Source organism: Bradyrhizobium sp. USDA 3650, assembly GCF_054057395.1.
In genome coordinates this window covers 5635616-5656669 of record NZ_JBSRZG010000001.1, presented here as the reverse complement: position 1 = coordinate 5656669, position 21054 = coordinate 5635616, and the positions used below count along the sequence as shown (strand labels likewise).

The following is a 21054-nucleotide window of genomic DNA, read 5'->3' as shown; positions in this document are numbered from 1 at the left end:
TCATGGCCGGACTTGTTCCGGCCATCCACGTTCTTGTTTGGCCCCAGTTTAAGGACGTGGATGCCCGGGACAAGCCCGGGCATGACGGCTGTGGCTACCGCACGGTCGCGAAAAATTTCCTGACCTCGCCGACATACAGCTCCGGCTGCTCGAATGCGGCGAAATGGCCTCCCTTCTCCATCTCGCTCCAATGCGTGATGTTGTGGAAGTTCGGCTCCATCCAGCGCCGCACCGGCGTGATGATCTCCTTGGGGAAGACAGCGACGCCCGTCGGCACCTTGACGACCGGCGTGGTGCGGCGCTTGCCGAAGCTTTCCCAATAGAGCCGCGCCGACGAGGTCGCCGTCTCCGTCGCCCAGTAGAGCATGACGTTGTCGAGCAGCTCGTCCTTGGTGAAGATGTTTTCGGGATGACCGTTGCAATCGGTCCAGGCCCAGAATTTTTCCAGAATCCAGGCCGCCTGCCCGCTCGGCGAATCCGTCAGACCGTAGCCGAGTGTCTGCGGCCGCGTCGATTGCTGCTTCGAATAGCCGGAGTCGAGGTCGATGTAATGCTTGAGGCCGGCGAGCGCGCGCTTCTCTTCCGGCGTCGGTTCGCCCTCGACTTTCGGCGCAGCGTTGAAAGCGAGCGTGATGTGGATGCCGGCGCAATGCTCGCCGTCCTGCATGCCAAGCGAGGTCGTCACCGCCGAGCCCCAGTCGCCGCCCTGCGCGCCATAACTGATATAGCCGAGCCGATCCATCAGCTTGGCCCAGGTCGCGGCGATACGATCGACGCCCCAGCCGGTGGTGTTCGGCTTGCCGGAGAACCCAAAGCCCGGCAGCGACGGACAGACGACGTGGAAGGCATCGGCAGGATTGCCGCCATGCGCGACAGGATCGACCAGCGGCGCGATCACCTTCTGGAATTCGACGATCGAGCCGGGCCAGCCATGGGTGATGATCAGCGGCAGCGCCGACCGCTCCTTCGAGCGCGCATGCAGGAAGTGGATCTCGAGCCCGTCGATCTCGGTGGTGAACTGCTCGAAGCGGTTGAGTTTTGCCTCGCGCGCGCGCCAGTCGTAGCCATCAGCCCAATAGGCGCAGATCTCCTGGATCCATTTCAGCGGCGCACCCTGGCTCCAGTCGGAGACGAGCTCCGCCTCCGGCCAGCGCGTGCGGGCGAGGCGCGATTTGAGGTCGGTGAGAATGTCGTCGCTGATGGCGATGCGAAACGGCTTGATGGTGCTCATCGGTTGCTCCCGATTTGTCTATCGGGGAGAGTAGACCGAACGGGCGCTGCATCAAAGGTGCACCTTCTCCCCTTGTTGGAGAAGGTGGCGCGAAGCGCCGGACGAGGGGTTTCGATCGGCAAATTCTTGTCGTGAGAGTGGTACACGCGGAGAGAGACCCCTCACCCGTCTCGCCGCTTACGCGGCGATCCACCCTCTCCCACAAGGGGAGAGGGCAAGAACTAGCCCGTCAACGCAGCCTTCACCAGCGCCGAGGCCTTGCCGAAATCCATCTGGCCGGCGTACTTCGTCTTCAGCACGGCGATCACCTTGCCCATGTCCTTCATGCCGGCGGCGCCGGTCTCGGCGATGGCATCCGAGATCGCCTTCTTGACGTCGTCGTCCGACATCTGCTTCGGCAGATACGCCGAGATCACCGCGATCTCCTCGCGCTCCTGCGCCGCGAGCTCGGCACGGCCGCCCTTCTCGTAGAGCTCGACCGATTCCTGGCGTTGCTTGATCATCTTCTGGAACACGCCGAGCAGGTCCGCGTCCGAGAGCGGCGGCTTGCCGCTGCCGCGCGCCTCGATGTCGGCGTTCTTGATGGTCGAATTGACCATGCGCAGCGTGGACAGCTTGCGCTCTTCCTTGGCCTTCATGGCCTCCTTGACCGCATTGTTGATGTCGTCGCGCAGCATGGTCGTGCTCTCCTAGAATATCCGAGGCCTGATCTAGGCCGTTCACGGCCCTGAGACAACCGGGGTTCCCAGCCATTCGACCAGCGCCCGCACCGTCGCCGCGGGCTGCTCCGGCTGCGGCAGGTGTCCGCAATCCTCCAGAACGACGAGCCTTGCACCGGCAATGCCCTCCGCCATCTCCTTCGAGAATGCGTTGGGTATCGTGTTGTCCGCATCGCCCGTCAGCACCAACGTTGGGCACTTGATCGTCGCAAGCGTCGGCCGTGAATCCACCCGCGCGATGATCGCGGTCTGCTGTCGCAGATAGCCTTCGACGCCGACGTCCTCGCCCTGCTCATGCACGAGCTGGCGAATACCGGCATCGTCGCGGCGCGACGGATGCACCAGTTCGGGAAACATCTCCTCGCGCGCGGCACGCAGCTCGCCGCGCCTGGCCCGCTCCATCAGGCCGCGCCGGCGCGCGGTCGCCTCCTCCGTGTCGGGCCGCGCCTGAGTGTTGATCAGCGCCAGCTTTGCTACCCGCTCGGGCGCCTGGCGCATGATCTCGAGCGCGATGTAGCCGCCCATGGAATGGCCGGCGAGCGCGAAGCGCGGCGGCGCCTCGCTCAGGACCCGGTGGGCGATCGCCGCCATGCTGTCGTCGCGAATATGGTTGGCGACCATCACCGGGCCGAAGCGCCACAGCGACGGGATGACTGGTGCATAGATCCGGGCCGAGGAAGCTAATCCCGGAACCAGCAGAATCGGCGTCGTCTGGTCCATTATTGCCTCCCAAGCCCCGGAACTTGCCGGAAATTATGCCGCGGAGCTTAGGGGCCCAAGGCGACCTGTCAAATATGCAAAAACGCATGTGAATCGGCGCATCTCCGCTTTGACGTCGGCGCCCGCGGAGACTATGAACCGGGCTCATGACACAACATGATAACGATCCCGCCTGGCCGGACCACAAACCGACCGCGCTGTTGGTGCTTGCCGATGGCACGGTGCTGGAAGGCTTTGGCCTTGGCGCCGAAGGCCAAGCCGTCGGCGAGGTCTGCTTCAACACCGCCATGACCGGCTATGAGGAGATCCTCACCGATCCCTCCTATGCCGGCCAGCTCATCACCTTCACGTTCCCCCATATCGGCAATGTCGGCACCAATGACGACGACATCGAGACGGTGAACATGGCCGCAACGCCCGGCGCGCGCGGCGTGATCCTGCGCACCGCGATCACAGATCCCTCGAACTACCGCGCCACCAAGCATCTCGACCAGTGGCTGAAGGCCCGCGGCATCATCGGCCTCTCCGGTATCGATACCCGCGCGCTGACCGCGCTGATCCGCAGCAAGGGCATGCCCAACGCCGTGATCGCACACGCCAAAGACGGCGAGTTCGACCTGCACGGCCTGAAGGAAGAAGCGCGCGAATGGCCCGGCCTCGAGGGCATGGATCTGGTGCCGATGGTCACCTCCGGCCAGCGCTTCACCTGGGACGAGACGCCCTGGCTCTGGGAGAAGGGCTTTGGCCGCCAGGACAAGCCTGAGTTCAACGTCGTCGCCATCGACTACGGCATCAAGCGCAACATTCTGCGCCTGCTCGCCGGCGTCGGTTGCAAGGTGACGGTGGTGCCGGCAACGACGTCATCCGAGGACATCCTGGCGATGAAACCGGACGGCGTGTTCCTGTCGAACGGTCCCGGCGATCCGGCCGCGACCGGCAAATATGCCGTGCCCGTGATCCAGGACGTGATCAAGTCGGGCACGCCGACCTTCGGAATTTGTCTCGGCCACCAGATGCTCGGCCTCGCCGTCGGCGCCAAGACCAAGAAGATGCACCAGGGCCATCACGGCGCCAATCATCCCGTCAAGGACGAGACCACTGGCAAGGTCGAGATCACCTCGATGAACCACGGCTTTGCCGTGGACGAGAGCACCCTGCCGACCGGCGCAACCCAGACCCACATCTCGCTGTTCGACGGCTCCAATTGCGGCATCCAACTCGACGGCAAGCCGGTGTTCTCGGTGCAGTACCACCCCGAGGCCTCGCCGGGTCCGCGCGACTCGCACTATCTGTTCCAGCGTTTTGCGGACCTGATGCGGCAGAAAAAGAGCGCGTAAGGCGCGCTCTTTCGCAACTAACGTCATGACAAAGAGCCCGGGCCTGGTCCTGGGCTTTTTCGTCAAAGGAACGCCGCTCAGCTCCCTTCGTTGATCCCTGCTACGCTCACGCAGGAGCCTCTTATGTCCGACGTCCGCGACAATGCCGAGCCGCTCGCCATCGTGTTTGAGGATGACGGGCTCGTGCCGAACAATATCCTCCCCTTCCTGGTCTACCAGGCCGCGGTGAAGCTCGATTCCAGACAGCCGGAAGAGACGATCGAACGCTTGTTCGAAGCGAACGGCTGGGGCGGCACGTGGCGCAATGGCGTCTTCGACTATTTGCATTACCACGCGACGGTGCACGAGGTGCTCGGCGTTGCGCGTGGCAGCGCGCGCGTCCGCTTCGGCGGCGACCATGGCCAGGAGCTGGAGATCAAGGCCGGCGACGTCGCGATCCTGCCCGCCGGCACAGGTCACCAACGCATCAAGGCCAGCGCGGATTTCTGCGTGATCGGCGCCTTTCCGCCGGGTGCGAAGATGGAGGTCACCCGCGCAACTCCGGAGAACCACGCGAAAGCGCTGAAGACGATTCCAAACGTCGCGCTGCCGCCGGCCGATCCGGTGACGGGGAAGGACGGAGCGTTGATGCGGTTGTGGCGTACTAGCGGCGCTCGTCCAACATACTCGGCAGTCGTCCCGGCGAAGGCCGGGACCCATAGCCACGAAAGGTAGTTTGGCGAAGATTCGCTATTGCGCATCTCGCGCCACAACTTCTCCCTGGGGGTATGGGTCCCGGCCTACGCCGGGACGACGATGTGGAAGCAATCCAGCGTCACCTACGCCTCGTTGCCGCCTTCCTGTCTTGTGGCTTCGAACAGGAACCAGGTGCGGCGCTCGGTCTCGTCGATGAAGTTTTCGAGGATGCTGGCGCTGGCGACGTCACCGGCGTCGTCGCAGACCTCGTGTGCTTTGCGCATTGCCGCGGCGACATGCTTGTTGTCCTGCATCAGCTCGCGCAGCATCTCGCGGGGCGGGACATAGTCTTCGTTGTTGTCCTTGATGGTCTGGAGCTTGGCGATCTGCCCGATCGATTTCAGCGTGACGCCGCCGATCTTGCGGACGCGCTCGGCGAGCTGATCGGTGGTGGCGAAGATCTGGTCGGACTGCTCGTCGAGCAGCAGATGATAGTCGCGGAAATGCCGGCCGCTGATATGCCAGTGGAAATTCTTGGTCTTCAGATACAGCGCGAACGCGTCGGCCAGAAGCACGTTGAGCGCCTCCGAAACCTTGTTGACCGCCTGGGACGACAGATCGGTGGGGGTGTCGAGGTCGGGCGAGACCTTTTGTGGGGCTTTGCTCACGGGAAACCTTCCTGTTAGGACGCAGACATTGACGGCGCGCCGCCGCACCCCTAACGCAGGCGGGCAGCGCCGGTTCCTTCAGCGGAACCGTTTGGCCGGGGCCCTCGACGACCATGGACGATTGGATCGATTACTACGACTCGACGCACACGATCTATGTCAGCAAGCTGCATCGCGACTTGCACTTCCAGATCATCGCGCGGGACATCATCGGCTACATTTCTTCGCCCGAGGCGACCGTGCTCGACTATGCCTGCGGCGAGGCGCTGTCGGCGAGCCAGGTCGCAGCCGCCTGTGGCAAGCTGATCCTCGCCGAGCCCGCGCCCGGCGTGCGCGGGCGTCTCATCGCGCGGTTTGCCCCGAACACGAAAATCCGCGTCCGGTCGCTCGACGACGTCCACAACATGCAGGAGCAGTCGATCGATCTCGTCGTGATGAACTCGGTCGCGCAATACATGGCGCCGGACGAGCTCGACGCCGCGCTCCTCAACTTCCGCCGCATCCTGAAGCCCTCCGGCAAGCTCGTGCTGGGCGACATCCTCCAGCCCAATGTCGGCATGTTCAGGGACGTCACAGCGCTACTCAGCTTCGGCCTTCGTCACGGCTTTTTGAAAGATGCGCTGATCGGGCTGATCAGCACCGCATTGTCGGATTACCGTCAGCTGCGCACGCGCATCGGGCTGCAGCGCTACAGTGAGGAGGAGATCACCGCCAAGCTCAAGACAGCCGGCTTCACGGTCCAGCGCGCTCACCGCAATATCGGCCACAATAGCTGGCGCATGACGTTCGTCGCGCGGCCGCCGTTGGTCCGTTGAGCTTCGTGGATCCGTTAAGCATAACGTCTGCCTGAGGTGGCTTGTCGCACCCCGATCAGTAATGATCGCCACGGCCCGGTGGCGGAAGTGTCTACGCGAGGGCGATGCATCGCTCTTTATCCTGGTTCAAATCCAGGCCGGGTCTCCAGCCTTCGCTGGCTCCGCCAGCTTCGGCTCGGCGAGCTCTATCGTGGCGAAGGCTGCCGCGGCGAAGCCGAAGGGCGAAGCCGGGCGATTGGCGCACAATCTCTCAACTTCAATCTGCCTCAACCACATCGCGCTGCGACAGCAGCTGCAGCCGGTCCGCCTCCTTGGCGGCCGAGCTGATCACTGCATCGAGCAGACCCGGAAAGCGTGCGTCCAGATCATCGCGGCGCAGCCGCACGAAGCGGTTGGTGCCGGCGACGCGGGTCTGCATCAGGCCGCATTCGCGTAGCTTGGCGAAGTGATAGGCCAGATTCGACTTGCCGCTGAGCCCGTTGAAATCGCCACAGCACAGCTCGCCGCTGACATGGTCCTGCTGCGCGAGCTGGTACACGATCGCCAATCTGATCGGATCGCTCAGGCAATCCAGAACCATCGGCAGTTCGATTTGCTCGCGGGTGGGGTGGGGTGGGGTGCGGCTCATGGTCTGAAGATCATAGCGAAATGGCCTCGATGTTCAATAGTTCTTGAACCAATTGACTCCTGACCCGGTCCCATCGATAGTTCAATAAACGTTGAACATAGGGACTTTCCTAATGAGCGTATTCTGGCTGGCCCTGGCGGCCTTTGCGATCGGCACGGAAGGCTTTGTCATTGCTGGGCTTTTGCCCTCGATCGCAACCGACCTGGCGATTTCGCTCCCCGCCGCCGGGCAGTTAGTCACGGCCTACGCCCTCACCTACGCGGTCGGCTCGCCGATCCTGGCGGTGACGCTGAACAATATCGACCGCCGCACCGTGCTGGCCCTGGCGCTATCGACTTTCATTGCCGGGAACCTCGCGGCGATGGTGGCGTCGAATTACGCCCTGTTGCTGGTCTCGCGCATGCTGATGGCGCTGGGCTCCGGGCTGTGCATGCCGACCGCGCTGGCCGTATCCGTGGCCGTCGCCGCGCCGGAGCGACGCGGCCGTGCGGTGGCACTCGTCACCTCGGGCCTCACGGTTGCGACCGTCATCGGCGTTCCCCTCGGCAATCTCGTCGGCAGCCTGCTCGGCTGGCGCGCGACCTTTGCTATGGTCGCCCTGATGGGCGCCGTTGCACTCGCCGGTCTCCTGCTCGGCCTGCCCCGCGGCCTGCCGCGCAACACGGCCTCGCTCAGCGATCGGCTGGCGGTGGCGCGTCACCGCAATGTCCTGGTCGCGCTTCTGATCACGATTTTATGGGCGCTCGGCGGCTTCACCGTGTTCACCTATTTCGCGGTCCCGCTGCGTGGCCTTGGATTCGACGCCTCGCAGATCAGCCTCGCGCTGCTGGTGTTCGGCGGCGCCGCCGCGATCGGTAACCTGCTCGGCGGCGTCCTCGCCGACCGGCTCGGCACGCTCGCCACGGCAGGTCTCGGGCTTGCCGGCATGGCCAGCGCGCTGATCCTGCATTCGCTGGTCCTGAAGCTGATGCCGGGACAGGCGCATTATGCGGTGCTGGGCGCGATCTTCCTCTGGGGCATCTCGGGATGGGCGTTCTACCCGGCTCAGGTGGCCAGCATCATCCGGATCGAGCCGCAGGCCTCGATGATCGCGCTCTCGCTCAACGCCTCGGCCATGTATCTCGGCTTTGCGATAGGCGGAGCCGTGGGCGGCGCCGTGCTGGCGGCGTGGAGCCCGGCGGATCTGGGCTGGGTCGGCGGATTGAGCGTTTCGGCGGCTCTTCTGGTCCATCTCGCCCGCGGCTGGCAGGCCCGGCCAAAACCGGTCAAAATTGCCGGTTGATGGGCGTTTTTCGGGGTTTCGCCGCCCTGAAAACTGGTCTAAGACCCACCCCGCGCGCGAGGGGGACCACCGCGCTCTCGGCCAAAGGGACGCGCAGCAGGCGCGCCCTTTTTTTGTGCCCAAATTCCACTTCGGCGAGAGTTGATGCCCAAACGTACAGACATCACCACCATCCTGATCATCGGCGCCGGTCCCATCGTGATCGGCCAGGCCTGCGAGTTCGACTATTCGGGCACCCAGGCGGTGAAGACGCTGAAGGAAGAGGGCTACCGCATCGTCCTCGTCAATTCCAATCCGGCCACCATCATGACCGACCCGGAATTGGCCGATGCCACCTATATCGAGCCGATCACGCCCGAGATCGTCGCGAAAATCATCGAGAAGGAACGTCACGTCATTCCCGGCGGCTTCGCGCTACTGCCGACCATGGGCGGACAGACCGCGCTGAACTGCGCGCTGTCGCTGCGCCAGCAAGGCACGCTCGACAAGTTCGACGTCGAGATGATCGGCGCCACCGCGGACGCGATCGACAAGGCCGAGGACCGCCAGCTGTTCCGCGAGGCCATGACCAAGATCGGGCTCGAGACGCCGAAGTCGCGGCTCGCCAACGCCTCCGCCCTGAAGAAGTCCTTCCGCGACAAGTACCAGGCCGATCGCGCAAAGGCATCGGGCGCGGAACTCGCAGAGCTCGAGCGGCAATGGACGCTCGGCGAGAGCGACCGCCGCAAGCGCTATCAGGAATATGCGCTCGGCCAGGCGCTGATGGCGCTCTCCGAGATCGGCCTGCCCGCGATCATCCGCCCGTCCTTCACCATGGGCGGCACCGGCGGCGGCATTGCCTACAACAAGGAAGAGTTCCTCGACATCATCGAGCGCGGCCTGGATGCGTCTCCCACCAACGAAGTACTGATCGAAGAATCCGTGCTCGGCTGGAAAGAGTACGAGATGGAGGTGGTGCGCGACAAGAAAGACAATTGCATCATCGTCTGCTCGATCGAGAACCTCGATCCGATGGGCGTGCACACCGGCGATTCCATCACGGTGGCACCGGCGTTGACGCTGACCGACAAGGAATACCAGATCATGCGCGACGCCTCGCTGGCGGTGCTGCGCGAGATCGGCGTCGAGACCGGCGGCTCCAACGTGCAGTTCGGCGTCAACCCCGAAGACGGCCGCATGGTCGTCATCGAGATGAATCCGCGCGTGTCGCGTTCCTCCGCCCTGGCTTCGAAAGCCACCGGATTTCCGATCGCAAAGGTCGCCGCCAAGCTTGCGGTCGGCTACACGCTCGACGAAATCGCCAACGACATCACCGGCGGCGCCACGCCGGCCTCGTTCGAGCCGACGATCGACTACGTCGTCACCAAGGTGCCGCGTTTCGCCTTCGAGAAATTCCCCGGTGCCTCCACCACTCTGACCACGTCGATGAAATCGGTCGGCGAAGTCATGGCGATCGGCCGCACCTTCCAGGAAAGCCTTCAGAAGGCCTTGCGCGGGCTCGAGACCGGCCTCACCGGCCTTGACGAGATCGAGATCGAAGGTCTCGGCCGCGACGACGACAAGAATGCGATCCGCGCCGCGCTGGGCACGCCGACACCGAACCGGCTGCTCCAGGTCGCGCAGGCGATGCGGCTCGGCTGGTCGGACGAGGAGATCTTCAATTCCTGCAAGATCGATCCGTGGTTCCTCAGCGAGATGCGCGGCATCGTCGAGATGGAAGCGAAGGTCCGCAAGAACGGCCTGCCGGGCAACGCCTTCGGCATGCGCACGCTCAAGGCCATGGGCTTCTCCGATGCCCGGCTCGCGGTGATCGCGGAGACGACGGAGGCGGAGGTCACGGCGAAGCGCCACGCGCTCGGCGTTCGCCCGGTCTACAAGCGCATCGACACCTGCGCCGCCGAGTTCGCTTCGCCCACGGCCTACATGTACTCGACCTATGAGGCGCCGTTCGCGGGCGCGCCTGCGGACGAGAGCTCGCCGTCCGACAAGAAGAAGGTCATCATTCTCGGCGGCGGCCCGAACCGCATCGGCCAGGGCATTGAATTCGACTATTGCTGCTGTCACGCCTGCTTCGCGCTGCACGACGCCGGCTACGAATCCATCATGGTCAACTGCAACCCGGAGACGGTGTCGACCGACTACGACACTGCGGACCGGCTCTATTTCGAGCCGCTCACCGCCGAGGACGTGCTGGAGATCATCGCAAAGGAACGCACGAACGGCACGCTGCATGGCGTGATCGTGCAGTTCGGCGGCCAGACCCCGCTCAAGCTCGCGCGCGCGCTGGAAGCCGCCGAAGTGCCGATCCTTGGCACCTCGCCCGACGCCATCGACCTTGCGGAAGACCGCGACCGCTTCAAGCGGGTGCTCGACAAGCTGCGGCTGAAGCAGCCCAAGAACGGCATCGCCTATTCGGTCGAGCAGGCGAGGCTCGTCTGCTCGGATCTCGGACTACCGCTGGTGGTGCGCCCGTCCTACGTGCTCGGCGGCCGCGCGATGCAAATCATCCGCGAGGAGAACCAGCTCAACGATTACCTGCTCGGCACGCTGCCGGAGCTGGTGCCGTCTGACGTCAAGGCGCGCTACCCGAACGACAAGACCGGCCAGATCAACACCGTGCTCGGCAAAAACCCGCTGCTGTTCGACCGCTATCTGTCAGATGCGACCGAGATCGACGTCGATTGCCTCTGTGACGGCAAGGACACCTTCATCGTCGGCATCATGGAGCACATCGAGGAAGCCGGCATCCATTCCGGCGACAGCGCCTGCTCGCTGCCGCCGCACTCGCTCGATGCCAAGATGATCGACGAGCTGGAGCGGCAGACGCGCGAGCTGGCGCTCGGCCTCGACGTTGTCGGCCTCATGAATGTGCAATACGCGATCAAAGACGGCGATATCTACGTGCTCGAAGTCAATCCGCGCGCCTCGCGCACGGTGCCCTTCGTCGCCAAGGTGGTCGGCACGCCGGTCGCGAAGATCGCCGCGCGCGTCATGGCCGGCGAGAAGCTCGCCGACTTCAAGCTGAAGAAGGCGGAGCTCAAGCATGTCGGCGTGAAGGAATCGGTGTTTCCATTCGCCCGCTTTCCCGGCGTCGACACCGTGTTGGGTCCGGAGATGCGCTCGACCGGCGAGGTCATGGGCATCGACCGTTCCTTCGCGGTGGCGTTCGCCAAGAGCCAGCTCGGCGGCGGCACGCGGGTGCCGCGCAAGGGCACGGTGTTCGTCTCCGTTCGCGAGAGCGACAAGACGCGCATCGCCGAGGCCGTTCGCGAGCTGCATTCGCTCGGCTTCAAGGTGCTGGCGACGTCGGGCACGGCCCGCTTCCTGACCGACCAGGGCATCCCGACCGAGAAGGTGAACAAGGTGCTGGAGGGCCGGCCGCACATCGTCGACGCCATCACCAATGGCGACGTCCAGCTCGTCTTCAACACCACCGAAGGCCCGCAGGCGCTCGCCGACAGCCGTTCGTTGCGGCGCGCGGCCCTCTTGCATAAAGTGCCGTATTACACCACTCTTTCCGGGGCCGTGGCGGCCGCGCAGGGCATCCGCGCCTATCTGGGCGGGGACCTTGAGGTTCGGACCCTGCAGAGCTACTTTTCGGAAACCTGATCGCGAGCGGGAGGCCCAACCTTCCGCTAAGTGATTGGCGATGAAGCCACTATGGCCGGAGGAACTGTCCGGCCATATGGTTGTTCTGTTCCGGCGCCAAGCCCATATGAACGTTCGGCGGCACGCGCGTTGAGCCCCCGGACAGACTGACGAATCAAGTTGCGTGCGCGTTGACATGTCAGGGCGCGCGCGACCGAAGGACGAGAGAAGAGATGGAAAAGGTACCGATGACTGCGGGCGGCTTTGCCGCGCTCGGGGAAGAACTGAAGAAGCGCCAGTCGGAGGACCGTCCGCGGATCATCGAGCATATCGCCGAGGCGCGCTCGCACGGAGACCTGTCGGAGAACGCGGAATACCACGCCGCGAAGGAAGAGCAGTCCCACAATGAAGGCCGCATCGCCGAGCTCGAGGACAAGCTCGCGCGCGCCGACATCATCGACATCTCGAAGCTGTCCGGCGACACCATCAAGTTCGGCGCCACCGTGACACTGGTCGACGAGGACACCGAAAAGAAGACGGTGTGGCAGATCGTCGGCGAGGTCGAGGCCGACGCCAAGAAGGGCCGCATCTCCATCACCTCGCCGCTCGCGCGCGCGCTGATCGGCAAGAAGAAGGGTTCAACCGTCGAGGTCAACGCACCCGGCGGCGCCAAGGCTTATGAGATCACCAAGGTGGAGTGGCGGTAACGATTTGCCGTTGCCTGTGATTTGAAAAAGGCCGCGCACTGCGCGGCCTTTTCTGTATCTGCGTGTTGCTGGCAATGACGGAGGAGACGCTACCTTCTTCCCCTCACGTCGAGCGGCACGGCCGCCTCGTATTTCGAATTGTGCAGCACCAGCGACGTCCGTACGTTGCGCACGTGCGGGGCGGCGGTCAAATGGGTGACGAAATCCTGGAAGGTGGCCATGTCGGGTGCGACGCATTTCAGGATGAAATCGACTTCGCCCGACAGCATCCAGCACTCGCGCACCAGCGGCTCGGCGCGGACGAACTCCTCGAAGGCGCGCAAATCCGCCTCGGCCTGGCTGGAGAGGTGCACTGCGGCAAACACCGTGACGTCGAAGCCGAGCTTGCGCGCGTCCAGAAGTCCGCGATAGCCATGGATATACCCCTCCTCCTCCAGCGCCCGGACTCGGCGCAGGCAGGGCGGTGGCGAAATGCCGACGCGCTTGGCCAGCTCGACATTCGTGATTCGACCGTCGGCCTGAACCTCGGTGAGAATTTTCAGGTCGATCTCGTCTAGGTTCCGCGACACGTGATTGGAACTCCTGGCCTTTACGGCGGTATTGGTGGCTCTGTCGCAATCCTCATAGCCCAGACCGCACACTCGGCGCAATTTTATTGCGCGTGCAGCGCAATCGACTTTTGTTCCCTGTTGGAAAAATCCGCCGACAGGGAATGCAATTCTTGCATAGCTCACCAGAAGGCTTAGATTACCTCTGATATTTCAGCGCCTCCGCGAGGCCTCCCGGCACGTTCCGCGCCCGCGCTGCAGTCCCCCGTGAAAGGCATCTGTCGAAATGTCCGCCGCTGTCCATGCAAAGGTCGTCATCATCGGCTCCGGCCCCGCCGGCTACACGGCGGCGATCTACGCCGCGCGCGCGATGCTCGAGCCGATCCTGATCCAGGGCATCCAGGCGGGCGGCCAGCTCACCATCACCACCGACGTCGAGAACTATCCGGGCTTCGCCGACGTGATCCAGGGCCCCTGGCTGATGGAGCAGATGGAGAAGCAGGCGCTGCATGTGGGCACCCAGATCAAGACCGATCTGGTGACCAAGCTCGACACCTCGCAGCGACCCTTTCGCCTGACCTGCGATAGCGGTGACGTCTATCTCGCCGACACCGTGATCCTCGCCACCGGCGCCCAGGCGCGTTGGCTCGGGCTGCCGTCCGAAGCGAAATTCCAGGGCGGCGGCGTCTCGGCCTGCGCCACCTGTGATGGCTTCTTCTACCGCAACAAGGACGTCGTGGTGGTCGGCGGCGGCAATACCGCGGTCGAGGAAGCGCTGTACCTCACCAACCATGCCTCGCAGGTCACCATCGTGCATCGTCGCGATCACTTCCGCGCCGAACGCATCCTGCAGGAGCGCCTGTTCAAGCACCCGAAGATCAAGGTGATCTGGGACTCAGCCGTCGACGAGATCTGCGGCACCGAGAACCCGAACAAGGTCACCCATGTGCGGCTGAAGAACGTCAAGACCGGCGCCTTGACCGATGTGCGGACCGACGGCGTCTTCGTCGCCATCGGGCACGCCCCGGCGACCGAGCTCGTGGCCGGGCAGATCAAGCTGAAACCGTCGGGCTATGTCGAGGTCGCCCCGAACTCGACCGCCACCTCGGTCCCCGGACTGTTCGCCGCCGGCGACGTCGCCGACGAGACCTATCGTCAAGCGGTGACGGCGGCCGGTCTCGGCTGCATGGCAGCGCTCGAGGCGGAACGATTTTTGGCCCTGCGCGCCAGCGAGCGCGCGGCAGCGGAATAGACATCATGGCAAGAACACGCGACGGATTTACGGATATGGACTGGGACAAGCTGAAGGTGTTTCACGCCGCGGCGGAAGCGGGCAGCTTCACGCACGCGGGCGAGCAGCTCGGCCTGTCGCAATCGGCGGTGTCACGCCAGGTCTCGGCACTGGAGCAGGAGCTCTCGGTCTCGCTGTTCCACCGCCACGCCCGCGGCCTGATCCTCACCGAGCAGGGCGACCTCTTGTTCCGCACCGCCCATGACGTGTTCATGCAATTGCAGGCGGCGCGCGCGAAGCTGACCGACAGCCGCGAGCGGCCGAGCGGCGATCTCAAGATCACCACTACGCCCGGCGTCGGCATCAACTGGCTGATCCCCAGGCTCGGCGAATTTACCGCGCTCTATCCGGAAATCCGGATCTCGCTGATCGTCACCGACGAGGAGCTTGATCTGTCGATGCGCGAGGCCGACGTCGCGATCCGCACCCGCAAGCCGACGCAGCCGGATCTCATCCAGCGCAAGCTGTTCGCGATGGGCTTCCACGCTTATTGCTCGCCCGATTACATCAAGCGCTTCGGCACGCCGCGCACGCTGGAGGAGTTGGACTCCCACCGCATCATCACGCTCTCCGACGGCAACTTCGCGCCGCATCTTCAGAACCGCAACTGGCTGGTCGAGGCGGGGCGCAACGGCTCGGGTCCGCGCGAAGCCTATTTCAGGGTCAACAACATTCTCGGCCTCGTCCGCGCCTGTCAGCAGGGCCTCGGCATTGCCGCGTTGCCGGACTATCTGATCGAAGAGCAGAGCCGCCTCGTGCAGCTGTTCGGCGAATCGGATTCGATCCAGCTCGATACCTATTTTGTTTATCCGGAAGAGCTGAAGACGGTCGCGCGCGTGCAAGTGTTCCGCGACTTCGTGGTGAGCAAGGCGCAGCGCTGGCCGTCCTGATTTCCGCATGTCTGACATGCGGCTTGGACGCTTGATGCATGGCGCGAGGCTAGCCCATAATGTTTCTACGCTGAGCCTTCGCGTTGCGCATTTGTCCCCCTCCTCCAGTGGCGCGGGAGTTCAGTAATCCCTCTTGGAAGGTGATTGTGTCGGCCTCACGTGGCCAATACCTTAAGCCGGGCTCGATCGAGCCCGGCTTTTTTTTGGCAGATCCGGCCCTCGCCCTCCACGTGTATTGACAGTTCCATGCTTACCCCGCATCATTTGCGAATGATCACGAAGTCGTGCGCAATCTCGTCGCAGGCAGCCGCCTCGAAAAAAGGCCCCCATCTGGGGACCTCGGATTTTTGCGCGCGCTAAACAGCCTTCGTCATCGCGAGCCGAAACTTCGAAAACCCCGCCGCCTGGACGGGGTTTTTTCATGTGCCCTCGTCTCAGGTTTTTCCCCGAGAAGGAGATGGAACATGACCGGACTACAGGAACATTTGCACGGGCTCTGGCTGCCGCTGATAACTCCGTTTCGCGACGGCGCCCTCGACGAGAGGTCGCTGCGCCGGCTGACACGGCATTACAGCGGACAGGCCGTCGACGGCTTCATCCTCGGGGCGACCTCCGGCGAAGGCATGACGCTGCGCGGCGCCGAGCTCGAACGCCTCGTCGCCATCGTGCGCGACGAGCTGGCCACCGGCCACAGCAAGATTCCGATCTGCCTTGGACTGTCAGGTGCGGACACTTCGCGGCTGAAGGAGCGTCTCGACGCGACCGCGGACTGGCCGATCGACGGTTATCTGATCGCGAGCCCGTATTATGTGCGGCCGTCGCAGCGCGGGCTCCTGGCGCATTTCGAGGCGCTCGCCGATCACGCCGCCTGGCCGCTCGCGCTCTACAACATCCCCTATCGCACCTCGGTCAACATCACCAACCAGACGCTGCTGCGGCTTGCCGGGCATCCGAACATCATCGGCCTGAAGGATTGCGGCGCGAGCCGCGAGCAATCCATCGCGTTGCTGCGCGACCGCCCTGCGGACTTTCGCGTGCTAACCGGCGAGGATGCGAATTATTTCGAGGCGCTCAGCGACGGCGCCGACGGCGGCATCGTGCTGTCGGCCCATCTCGAGACCGCGACGTTTGCGGCTGTCCATGCCGAGCTGAAGCGCGGCAACCATGATGCGGCGCTGGCGCGCTGGCAGGAGGTCGCCGACCTGACGCGCCTGCTGTTCACCGAGCCCAGTCCCGCGCCGGCAAAATACTGGCTGTGGCGCACGGGCCTGATCGACAGCCCCGAAGTGCGCCTGCCGATGGTCGAGATCGGCAGCGAACTCGCAGTCCAGCTTGACCGCGAGATCGAACGGCGGACGCAAGTCGCGGCGTAGCTGATAGCCCCTGACCACTCCCTCTCCCCGTAAGAACGGGGAGAGGGAGTGAGAGAGCGTGCCGTGGTTAACCGCACCCCAACGACCTTCGCGGCTGCCGCATGGCGCATCCACGGCTCGTTTACGCAATCGCGCCTATCGTCTTCATTCAAAGTCTTTTCAAATGGGGGAATGATCATGGGGCAGCGCATCCGCCCGACGGCGGCAGACATGTTCGCGTCCGCTGATTTCTTGCGGGGAATTGTGGTGGTGTCGTCGTTCGGGTTCTGGGCGGTGATGCTCGGCCTCATGCCGGTGCTGGTGTTTCGGGTCTGGCTGGCGTGATGGAAGCGCAGGTCCGGATGGTTAACCCGTGGTAGCAGCTGTGTTCGAAAGCGCGCTAAACTGCGACCCAGAATTTTAAAATATCTCACGTAGCGTTCATGCCCATAAAGCGAAGAAATCGCGGGGGCGTTTGTGAATAGTCATAACGAGATGGCGTCGCATTACGACGCTGGACAGCAGGGCTTCACCACCGAGGACATTCTCTGGGCCGCCGGCATCTGGTCGGTGATCCTCACTTTGTCGCCGGTGATCGTGTTCTACATGCTGATGGTCGCCTAGCGGCAAAGTCATCTTCCCAAAAACGCAAAACGCGCGGAGGTCCGCGCGTTTTTCGTCCGGGGAATGATTTATGAAAAATTACGCCGCCTGCTTGTGCATTGCGCCGGAAGCCGACGCCGTGCCGCGAATAGCCTTCACCGAACGTTCGATCGCCGCCCACAGCCTTGCGATTTCCTGAGCCGCACGACTCTCGGCCTGATATTCCCGCGCGCCCTCGCCGTGGCTCAGCGCCATCAGCAGATCCGAACGGTTGGTGATCTGGCCGCCCCACACCGGAGCACGGAACTTCGCCAGCGCTTCGCGAGCGATGGTGACGATCGGGCTTTCGGACTCATCGCGGCGCGCCGGCGCACCGTTGAGCACGACCGCGTAGGGCTTGCGTGCCGCACGGCACATCTGGATGGTTTCCTGCACCGCGTTGACGTCGAACACGCCGGGACGGGCGGGGATCACCACCATGGTGGCATTGCGGATGGCGTCGTCGACGACGGCCGACAGGTTCGGCGGCGTGTCGATCAACACCCATTCATAACCGTCGCGCTTGGCAGCGGAGACGATGCCGCTGACCGAGTTCACCGCGGACTTGATCGGCGGCTCGTTGGTGCCACGCAGCTTGTGCCACAGCGTCAGCGAGCCTTGCGGATCCGCATCGACGAGCAGGATCGGCTTGGTCGCCTTGATCTGCGCGGCGAGATGCGCGGCCAGCGTACTCTTGCCTGAGCCACCTTTACGCGATGCAAAAACAATAACGTTCATACCTCTGCCTCCAGATTGACCCCAGGCGGCGAAAATGAATCACCGCGGTGATTCGGGAAAGAAAAATTTATCATAAGTTATGCTGGCGCCATGAAATAACAAAGCGCGTTGGCTTTTGAGTCACACTGCGGCGTGCGACGACGGCTTCACGCCAGCAATCGTGCATTTATTGAGCAGTCCGGCGGGAAAAAATGGGATGCAACCTCGCCGCGCAATCCGTTTCGCGACTCGTTTCCATCCCCACATGATCGCAATTGTCGCAAGCGTCCGCACACGGAGGCGAACAAAAGGAGTCCGGTGGCTGGTGTGAGGCTGATGCCTGGGTCGGTTTGACTCAAAACCAGCGAACGAGGGCCGGACACGCAAATGCCCGGGACGTCAAACGCACTGCGCGCTGTGGCCCGGGCATGATCGAGTTTCAAAAAGGGAACGCGGTGCCCGCGCTCAGCCTTCGCTGGCTTTCTTCTTCTTGACCGGCTTGGTGCTCTTCTTCGCCGTCCGGGCCGAGCTCTTGGGCGCGATGCTGGTCGGCTTGCCGGCGCGGGGCGCCGCCGCCATGCCCGGCTCCGGTCCCGGCCGGAAGAAGGCCCGGCACTGCGGCGAGAGCTGCGACTTCTTCTGGATCATGCAGGCGGTGATGGCGTCGACGTTCGGAACGAACTCGCCGCACAGCCGCATCGCATCGGGCGTGCAGGCCTGCTGCTCCTCCTGGGAGTAGGCAAAGCCTTCACCCGGATGGATCAGGACGGCCAAGGCCATCCCCGTGATCGCAGCAGCGAAAGATTTCTTAAAGCGGAACGCCGGCATCGATCCCCCCAAATGTCGAGTCGGAGCGGATAGTGGGTGAACGGGCGTTCGTTGGCAACGAGGGCAGATGCGAAAGCCGGGACGTGTGCGGTCTCGGCAACAGGGCCCCCTAAAACAAAAACGCGAAAACAACCCCATGCACAGTAGCCAAGTCCATGTACCGATTGAACTTTGCCGATCGCGATTTGCGGATTTTACGAAATGAAGTTTGACTCGTCGGGCAAAACAGGAGCATCATGCCATCATCACAGAACGTGCGTGGGGTGGTCGGCTTGTCTCCTGCGCTGGACAAAAGCGTGAGCGGGAGCGGAGACGATTGCATGGAGCGAAATGAGGCGGAGCTGCCGCTGTCCGGCGTGACAGTGGTCTCGCTCGAGCAGGCGATCGCGGCTCCTCTGGCCAGCCGGCATCTTGCGGACTGGGGCGCGCGGGTCATCAAGATCGAGCGGCCGGGCGATGGCGATTTCTGCCGCGACTACGATCACGTGATGAACGGGATGTCGAGCCAGTTCGTCTGGACCAACAGGTCGAAGGAGAGCCTCGCCATCGACATCAAGAGCCCGGAAGGCCAGGAGGTGCTCGACGCCCTGCTGCCGCAGGCCGACGTCTTCATCCAGAACCTGGCGCCCGGCGCGGCGGAGCGGCTGGGTCTCGATGCCGCATCGCTGCTGCGCAAGTTTCCCCGGATCATCGCCTGCGACGTTTCGGGCTATGGCGCGGGCGGACCCTACAGCAACAAGAAAGCCTACGATCTCCTGGTGCAGTGCGAGGCCGGCGTCCTCGCCATCAACGGCACCGAGGCGGAGCCCGCCAAGGTCGGCCTTTCGGTGGTCGATATCGCCACCGGCATGTACATCCTCAACGGCGTGCTGATGGCGCTGTATCGCCGCGAGCGGACCGGCAAGGGCACCGCCTTCCAGGCCTCGCTGTTCGATTCCATTACGGACTGGATGAGTTATCCCGCCTTCTACACGCAGAGTACGGGCCGGCCGCTGCCGCGAACCGGCGCCAAGCATGCAACGATAGCGCCGTATGGCCCTTTCCGGGTTGGCGACGGCAACACGATCTTCTTTGGCATCCAGAACGATCGGGAATGGCGATCGCTGTGCGCCATCGTGCTTGGCGACGCGGCCTTTGCCGATCACCCCCGCTTCCGCACCAATCCGCTGCGCATGCAGAACAGGGACGATCTGCAGGTCCATATCGAGCAGCGTTTTGCAGCGATGACCAGTGACGAGGTGCTGCGGCTGCTCGACGAGGCCTCGATCGCCAACGCGCATCTGAATTCGGTCGAGGCCTTCCTGGAGCACGAGCAACTCCGCGCCCGCTCCCGGGTGCAAACGATTGGTTCTCCGTGCGGACCGGTCATGAGCTTCCTGCCGGCCCTGACCATTCCGGGCATGTCGCCGCGGATGGATCCGGTGCCTGACGTCGGGCAGCACAACCCATCCATCCTCAGCGAACTCGGCCTGGCAAAGGAGACATGACGATGGCGCCTCAATGGCCGACGCGGGTCTATCTGGCCGTTCCCGCGCATCGCTCCCGTCTTGTCGCCAAGGCGGCTAGCTCGGCCGCGGATGCGGTGTTCATGGACCTCGAGGACGCCGTGCCGCCGTCCGAGAAGAGCGTGGCGCTGGAGGAGGCCGTGCAGGCGTTGTCCTCGCTGGATTGGGGCAACAAGGTCGTCGCCGTTAGGCTCAACGCCGTCGACAGCCCCTTCATCGCGCAGGAAATCCGCAAGCTCGCAGCACTCCCCAGGCTGGATTCGGTGATCGTACCGAAGGCGGAACGCCCGAGCGACATCGTCGCCATTGCCGAGCAGCTGCGCGCGGCCGTGCCCGGTCGCCCCTCGCCTGTTGCGCTCGAACTGCTGATCGAGACCGCGCTGGGTCTCGTCAATGTCGACGCGCTCGCCGCCGCGCACGACAGCGTCGCCGCGCTTCATCTCGGTGTCGGCGATTTCGCGGCGTCGATCGGCGCCCGCTCCTCGGAAATCGGCGCCTCGCCGGACGGCTACCGGCACGTCGGCTCCGCCCAGAGCGGCTATGCCTCCGCCCCGCTCGATCTGTTCGCCTATCCGATGATGCGCCTGCTGGTGGCCGCGCGCGCGTTCGGCCTGCGCGCCATCGACGGTCCGTGCGGCGCGTTCCGCGATGCCAGATTGACCGAAAGCAGCGCGCTCAAGGCGGCTGCGATGGGTTTTGACGGCAAGCAGGTGATCCATCCCGACCAGATCGAGCCGACGCTGCGGGCGTTCGTCCCGTCCGACACTGAGCTCGCGCACGCGCGGCGGGTGGTCGAGGCCATGGAGCAGGCCGAGGCGCAGGGCCAGGGCGCGGTGACGCTCGACGGCAAGATGATCGACTATGCCAATGTCCGGATGGCGCGCCGGATCATCGAGATGGGGTCGTAGCGG

Annotated in this window: 21 protein-coding genes; 13 read left to right on the top strand and 8 right to left on the bottom strand. The window is 63.9% G+C overall.

Annotation, left to right across the window (positions count from 1 at the left end; genetic code table 11):
- Positions 1-94: 94 nt before the first annotated feature.
- From ACVIN2_RS26570 to ACVIN2_RS26560, 3 genes are all read right to left on the bottom strand, one after another.
- Positions 95-1231, bottom strand: a complete 1137-nt coding sequence (locus tag ACVIN2_RS26570; RefSeq protein ID WP_456767826.1) for an epoxide hydrolase family protein — start codon at positions 1229-1231, stop codon at positions 95-97.
- Positions 1232-1452: 221 nt separating this feature from the next.
- The gene (locus ACVIN2_RS26565; protein ID WP_456767825.1) at positions 1453-1908 is read right to left on the bottom strand and encodes a GatB/YqeY domain-containing protein; all 456 of its coding nucleotides are present in this window, start codon (positions 1906-1908) and stop codon (positions 1453-1455) included.
- 42 nt (positions 1909-1950) lie between these two features.
- A complete protein-coding gene (locus ACVIN2_RS26560; RefSeq protein WP_456767824.1) occupies positions 1951-2670 on the bottom strand; it encodes an alpha/beta fold hydrolase in 720 nt (239 codons plus the stop codon).
- 146 nt (positions 2671-2816) lie between these two features.
- Between ACVIN2_RS26560 and carA the strand changes: the two genes are divergently transcribed.
- Positions 2817-4007, top strand: coding sequence for a glutamine-hydrolyzing carbamoyl-phosphate synthase small subunit (carA, locus tag ACVIN2_RS26555; RefSeq protein ID WP_007614681.1), 1191 nt, complete (start codon positions 2817-2819; stop codon positions 4005-4007).
- A 123-nt stretch (positions 4008-4130) separates the two neighbouring features.
- The gene (locus ACVIN2_RS26550; RefSeq protein ID WP_456767823.1) at positions 4131-4721 is read left to right on the top strand and encodes a hypothetical protein; all 591 of its coding nucleotides are present in this window, start codon (positions 4131-4133) and stop codon (positions 4719-4721) included.
- A 104-nt stretch (positions 4722-4825) separates the two neighbouring features.
- Here the strand turns inward: ACVIN2_RS26550 and ACVIN2_RS26545 are convergent, their stop codons facing one another.
- Entirely contained in the window at positions 4826-5350 is a 525-nt protein-coding gene (locus tag ACVIN2_RS26545) for a Dps family protein (protein WP_456767822.1), read from the bottom strand.
- Between the two features lie 113 nt (positions 5351-5463).
- Between ACVIN2_RS26545 and ACVIN2_RS26540 the strand changes: the two genes are divergently transcribed.
- Entirely contained in the window at positions 5464-6165 is a 702-nt protein-coding gene (locus tag ACVIN2_RS26540) for a class I SAM-dependent methyltransferase (protein WP_456767821.1), read from the top strand.
- A gap of 256 nt (positions 6166-6421) precedes the next feature.
- Here the strand turns inward: ACVIN2_RS26540 and ACVIN2_RS26535 are convergent, their stop codons facing one another.
- A complete protein-coding gene (locus ACVIN2_RS26535; RefSeq protein WP_456767820.1) occupies positions 6422-6793 on the bottom strand; it encodes an ArsR/SmtB family transcription factor in 372 nt (123 codons plus the stop codon).
- Positions 6794-6905: 112 nt separating this feature from the next.
- On the opposite strand from ACVIN2_RS26535, the gene ACVIN2_RS26530 reads away from it, so the two are divergent.
- From ACVIN2_RS26530 to greA, 3 genes are all read left to right on the top strand, one after another.
- Positions 6906-8075 carry an MFS transporter gene (locus tag ACVIN2_RS26530; RefSeq protein ID WP_456767819.1) on the top strand — a complete coding sequence of 390 codons (1170 nt, stop codon included), beginning with the start codon at positions 6906-6908 and terminating at the stop codon, positions 8073-8075.
- Between the two features lie 144 nt (positions 8076-8219).
- On the top strand, positions 8220-11684 hold the full coding sequence (carB, locus tag ACVIN2_RS26525) for a carbamoyl-phosphate synthase large subunit (RefSeq protein WP_456767818.1): 3465 nt from the start codon (positions 8220-8222) through the stop codon (positions 11682-11684).
- A gap of 212 nt (positions 11685-11896) precedes the next feature.
- Positions 11897-12370: a transcription elongation factor GreA gene (greA, locus tag ACVIN2_RS26520; RefSeq protein ID WP_007596674.1), complete on the top strand. Its 474-nt coding sequence runs from the start codon at positions 11897-11899 to the stop codon at positions 12368-12370.
- Positions 12371-12459: 89 nt separating this feature from the next.
- Here the strand turns inward: greA and ACVIN2_RS26515 are convergent, their stop codons facing one another.
- Positions 12460-12939, bottom strand: coding sequence for an Lrp/AsnC family transcriptional regulator (locus ACVIN2_RS26515; RefSeq protein ID WP_456767817.1), 480 nt, complete (start codon positions 12937-12939; stop codon positions 12460-12462).
- A gap of 265 nt (positions 12940-13204) precedes the next feature.
- Between ACVIN2_RS26515 and trxB the strand changes: the two genes are divergently transcribed.
- The 5 genes from trxB (at position 13205) to ACVIN2_RS26490 (ending at position 17075) form a co-directional block, all read left to right on the top strand.
- Positions 13205-14170, top strand: coding sequence for a thioredoxin-disulfide reductase (gene trxB, locus ACVIN2_RS26510; protein ID WP_456767816.1), 966 nt, complete (start codon positions 13205-13207; stop codon positions 14168-14170).
- Positions 14171-14175: 5 nt separating this feature from the next.
- Positions 14176-15099: a LysR family transcriptional regulator gene (locus tag ACVIN2_RS26505; protein WP_007614700.1), complete on the top strand. Its 924-nt coding sequence runs from the start codon at positions 14176-14178 to the stop codon at positions 15097-15099.
- A 464-nt stretch (positions 15100-15563) separates the two neighbouring features.
- The gene (locus ACVIN2_RS26500; RefSeq protein WP_456767815.1) at positions 15564-16472 is read left to right on the top strand and encodes a 4-hydroxy-tetrahydrodipicolinate synthase family protein; all 909 of its coding nucleotides are present in this window, start codon (positions 15564-15566) and stop codon (positions 16470-16472) included.
- Between the two features lie 48 nt (positions 16473-16520).
- Positions 16521-16796, top strand: a complete 276-nt coding sequence (locus tag ACVIN2_RS26495) for a hypothetical protein (protein WP_456767814.1) — start codon at positions 16521-16523, stop codon at positions 16794-16796.
- Positions 16797-16928: 132 nt separating this feature from the next.
- Complete coding sequence (locus ACVIN2_RS26490) at positions 16929-17075, top strand: hypothetical protein (protein WP_456769894.1); 147 nt, start codon at positions 16929-16931, stop codon at positions 17073-17075.
- 78 nt (positions 17076-17153) lie between these two features.
- Here ACVIN2_RS26490 and ACVIN2_RS26485 read toward each other — a convergent pair whose 3' ends face one another.
- Together ACVIN2_RS26485 and ACVIN2_RS26480 are read right to left on the bottom strand one after the other, a co-directional pair.
- On the bottom strand, positions 17154-17831 hold the full coding sequence (locus ACVIN2_RS26485) for a ParA family protein (RefSeq protein WP_007596685.1): 678 nt from the start codon (positions 17829-17831) through the stop codon (positions 17154-17156).
- 444 nt (positions 17832-18275) lie between these two features.
- Positions 18276-18638: a hypothetical protein gene (locus ACVIN2_RS26480; RefSeq protein WP_456767813.1), complete on the bottom strand. Its 363-nt coding sequence runs from the start codon at positions 18636-18638 to the stop codon at positions 18276-18278.
- 320 nt (positions 18639-18958) lie between these two features.
- On the opposite strand from ACVIN2_RS26480, the gene ACVIN2_RS26475 reads away from it, so the two are divergent.
- Together ACVIN2_RS26475 and ACVIN2_RS26470 are read left to right on the top strand one after the other, a co-directional pair.
- Entirely contained in the window at positions 18959-20125 is a 1167-nt protein-coding gene (locus tag ACVIN2_RS26475; protein WP_456767812.1) for a CaiB/BaiF CoA transferase family protein, read from the top strand.
- Entirely contained in the window at positions 20122-21051 is a 930-nt protein-coding gene (locus ACVIN2_RS26470; RefSeq protein WP_456767811.1) for an HpcH/HpaI aldolase/citrate lyase family protein, read from the top strand. Before ACVIN2_RS26475 ends, ACVIN2_RS26470 begins: the two co-directional genes overlap by 4 nt.
- Positions 21052-21054: the final 3 nt, after the last annotated feature.

What these genes read in the sequence shown, in the direction of transcription:
- ACVIN2_RS26570 (WP_456767826.1), bottom strand. Translation starts at nt 1,231, where the DNA reads ATGAGCACCATCAAGCCGTTTCGCATCGCCATCAGCGACGACATTCTC.
- ACVIN2_RS26565 (WP_456767825.1), bottom strand. Translation starts at nt 1,908, where the DNA reads ATGCTGCGCGACGACATCAACAATGCGGTCAAGGAGGCCATGAAGGCC.
- ACVIN2_RS26560 (WP_456767824.1), bottom strand. Translation starts at nt 2,670, where the DNA reads ATGGACCAGACGACGCCGATTCTGCTGGTTCCGGGATTAGCTTCCTCG.
- carA (WP_007614681.1), top strand. Translation starts at nt 2,817, where the DNA reads ATGACACAACATGATAACGATCCCGCCTGGCCGGACCACAAACCGACC.
- ACVIN2_RS26550 (WP_456767823.1), top strand. Translation starts at nt 4,131, where the DNA reads ATGTCCGACGTCCGCGACAATGCCGAGCCGCTCGCCATCGTGTTTGAG.
- ACVIN2_RS26540 (WP_456767821.1), top strand. Translation starts at nt 5,464, where the DNA reads ATGGACGATTGGATCGATTACTACGACTCGACGCACACGATCTATGTC.
- ACVIN2_RS26535 (WP_456767820.1), bottom strand. Translation starts at nt 6,793, where the DNA reads ATGAGCCGCACCCCACCCCACCCCACCCGCGAGCAAATCGAACTGCCG.
- ACVIN2_RS26530 (WP_456767819.1), top strand. Translation starts at nt 6,906, where the DNA reads ATGAGCGTATTCTGGCTGGCCCTGGCGGCCTTTGCGATCGGCACGGAA.
- carB (WP_456767818.1), top strand. Translation starts at nt 8,220, where the DNA reads ATGCCCAAACGTACAGACATCACCACCATCCTGATCATCGGCGCCGGT.
- greA (WP_007596674.1), top strand. Translation starts at nt 11,897, where the DNA reads ATGGAAAAGGTACCGATGACTGCGGGCGGCTTTGCCGCGCTCGGGGAA.
- trxB (WP_456767816.1), top strand. Translation starts at nt 13,205, where the DNA reads ATGTCCGCCGCTGTCCATGCAAAGGTCGTCATCATCGGCTCCGGCCCC.
- ACVIN2_RS26505 (WP_007614700.1), top strand. Translation starts at nt 14,176, where the DNA reads ATGGCAAGAACACGCGACGGATTTACGGATATGGACTGGGACAAGCTG.
- ACVIN2_RS26500 (WP_456767815.1), top strand. Translation starts at nt 15,564, where the DNA reads ATGACCGGACTACAGGAACATTTGCACGGGCTCTGGCTGCCGCTGATA.
- ACVIN2_RS26485 (WP_007596685.1), bottom strand. Translation starts at nt 17,831, where the DNA reads ATGAACGTTATTGTTTTTGCATCGCGTAAAGGTGGCTCAGGCAAGAGT.
- ACVIN2_RS26480 (WP_456767813.1), bottom strand. Translation starts at nt 18,638, where the DNA reads ATGCCGGCGTTCCGCTTTAAGAAATCTTTCGCTGCTGCGATCACGGGG.
- ACVIN2_RS26475 (WP_456767812.1), top strand. Translation starts at nt 18,959, where the DNA reads ATGGAGCGAAATGAGGCGGAGCTGCCGCTGTCCGGCGTGACAGTGGTC.
- ACVIN2_RS26470 (WP_456767811.1), top strand. Translation starts at nt 20,122, where the DNA reads ATGACGATGGCGCCTCAATGGCCGACGCGGGTCTATCTGGCCGTTCCC.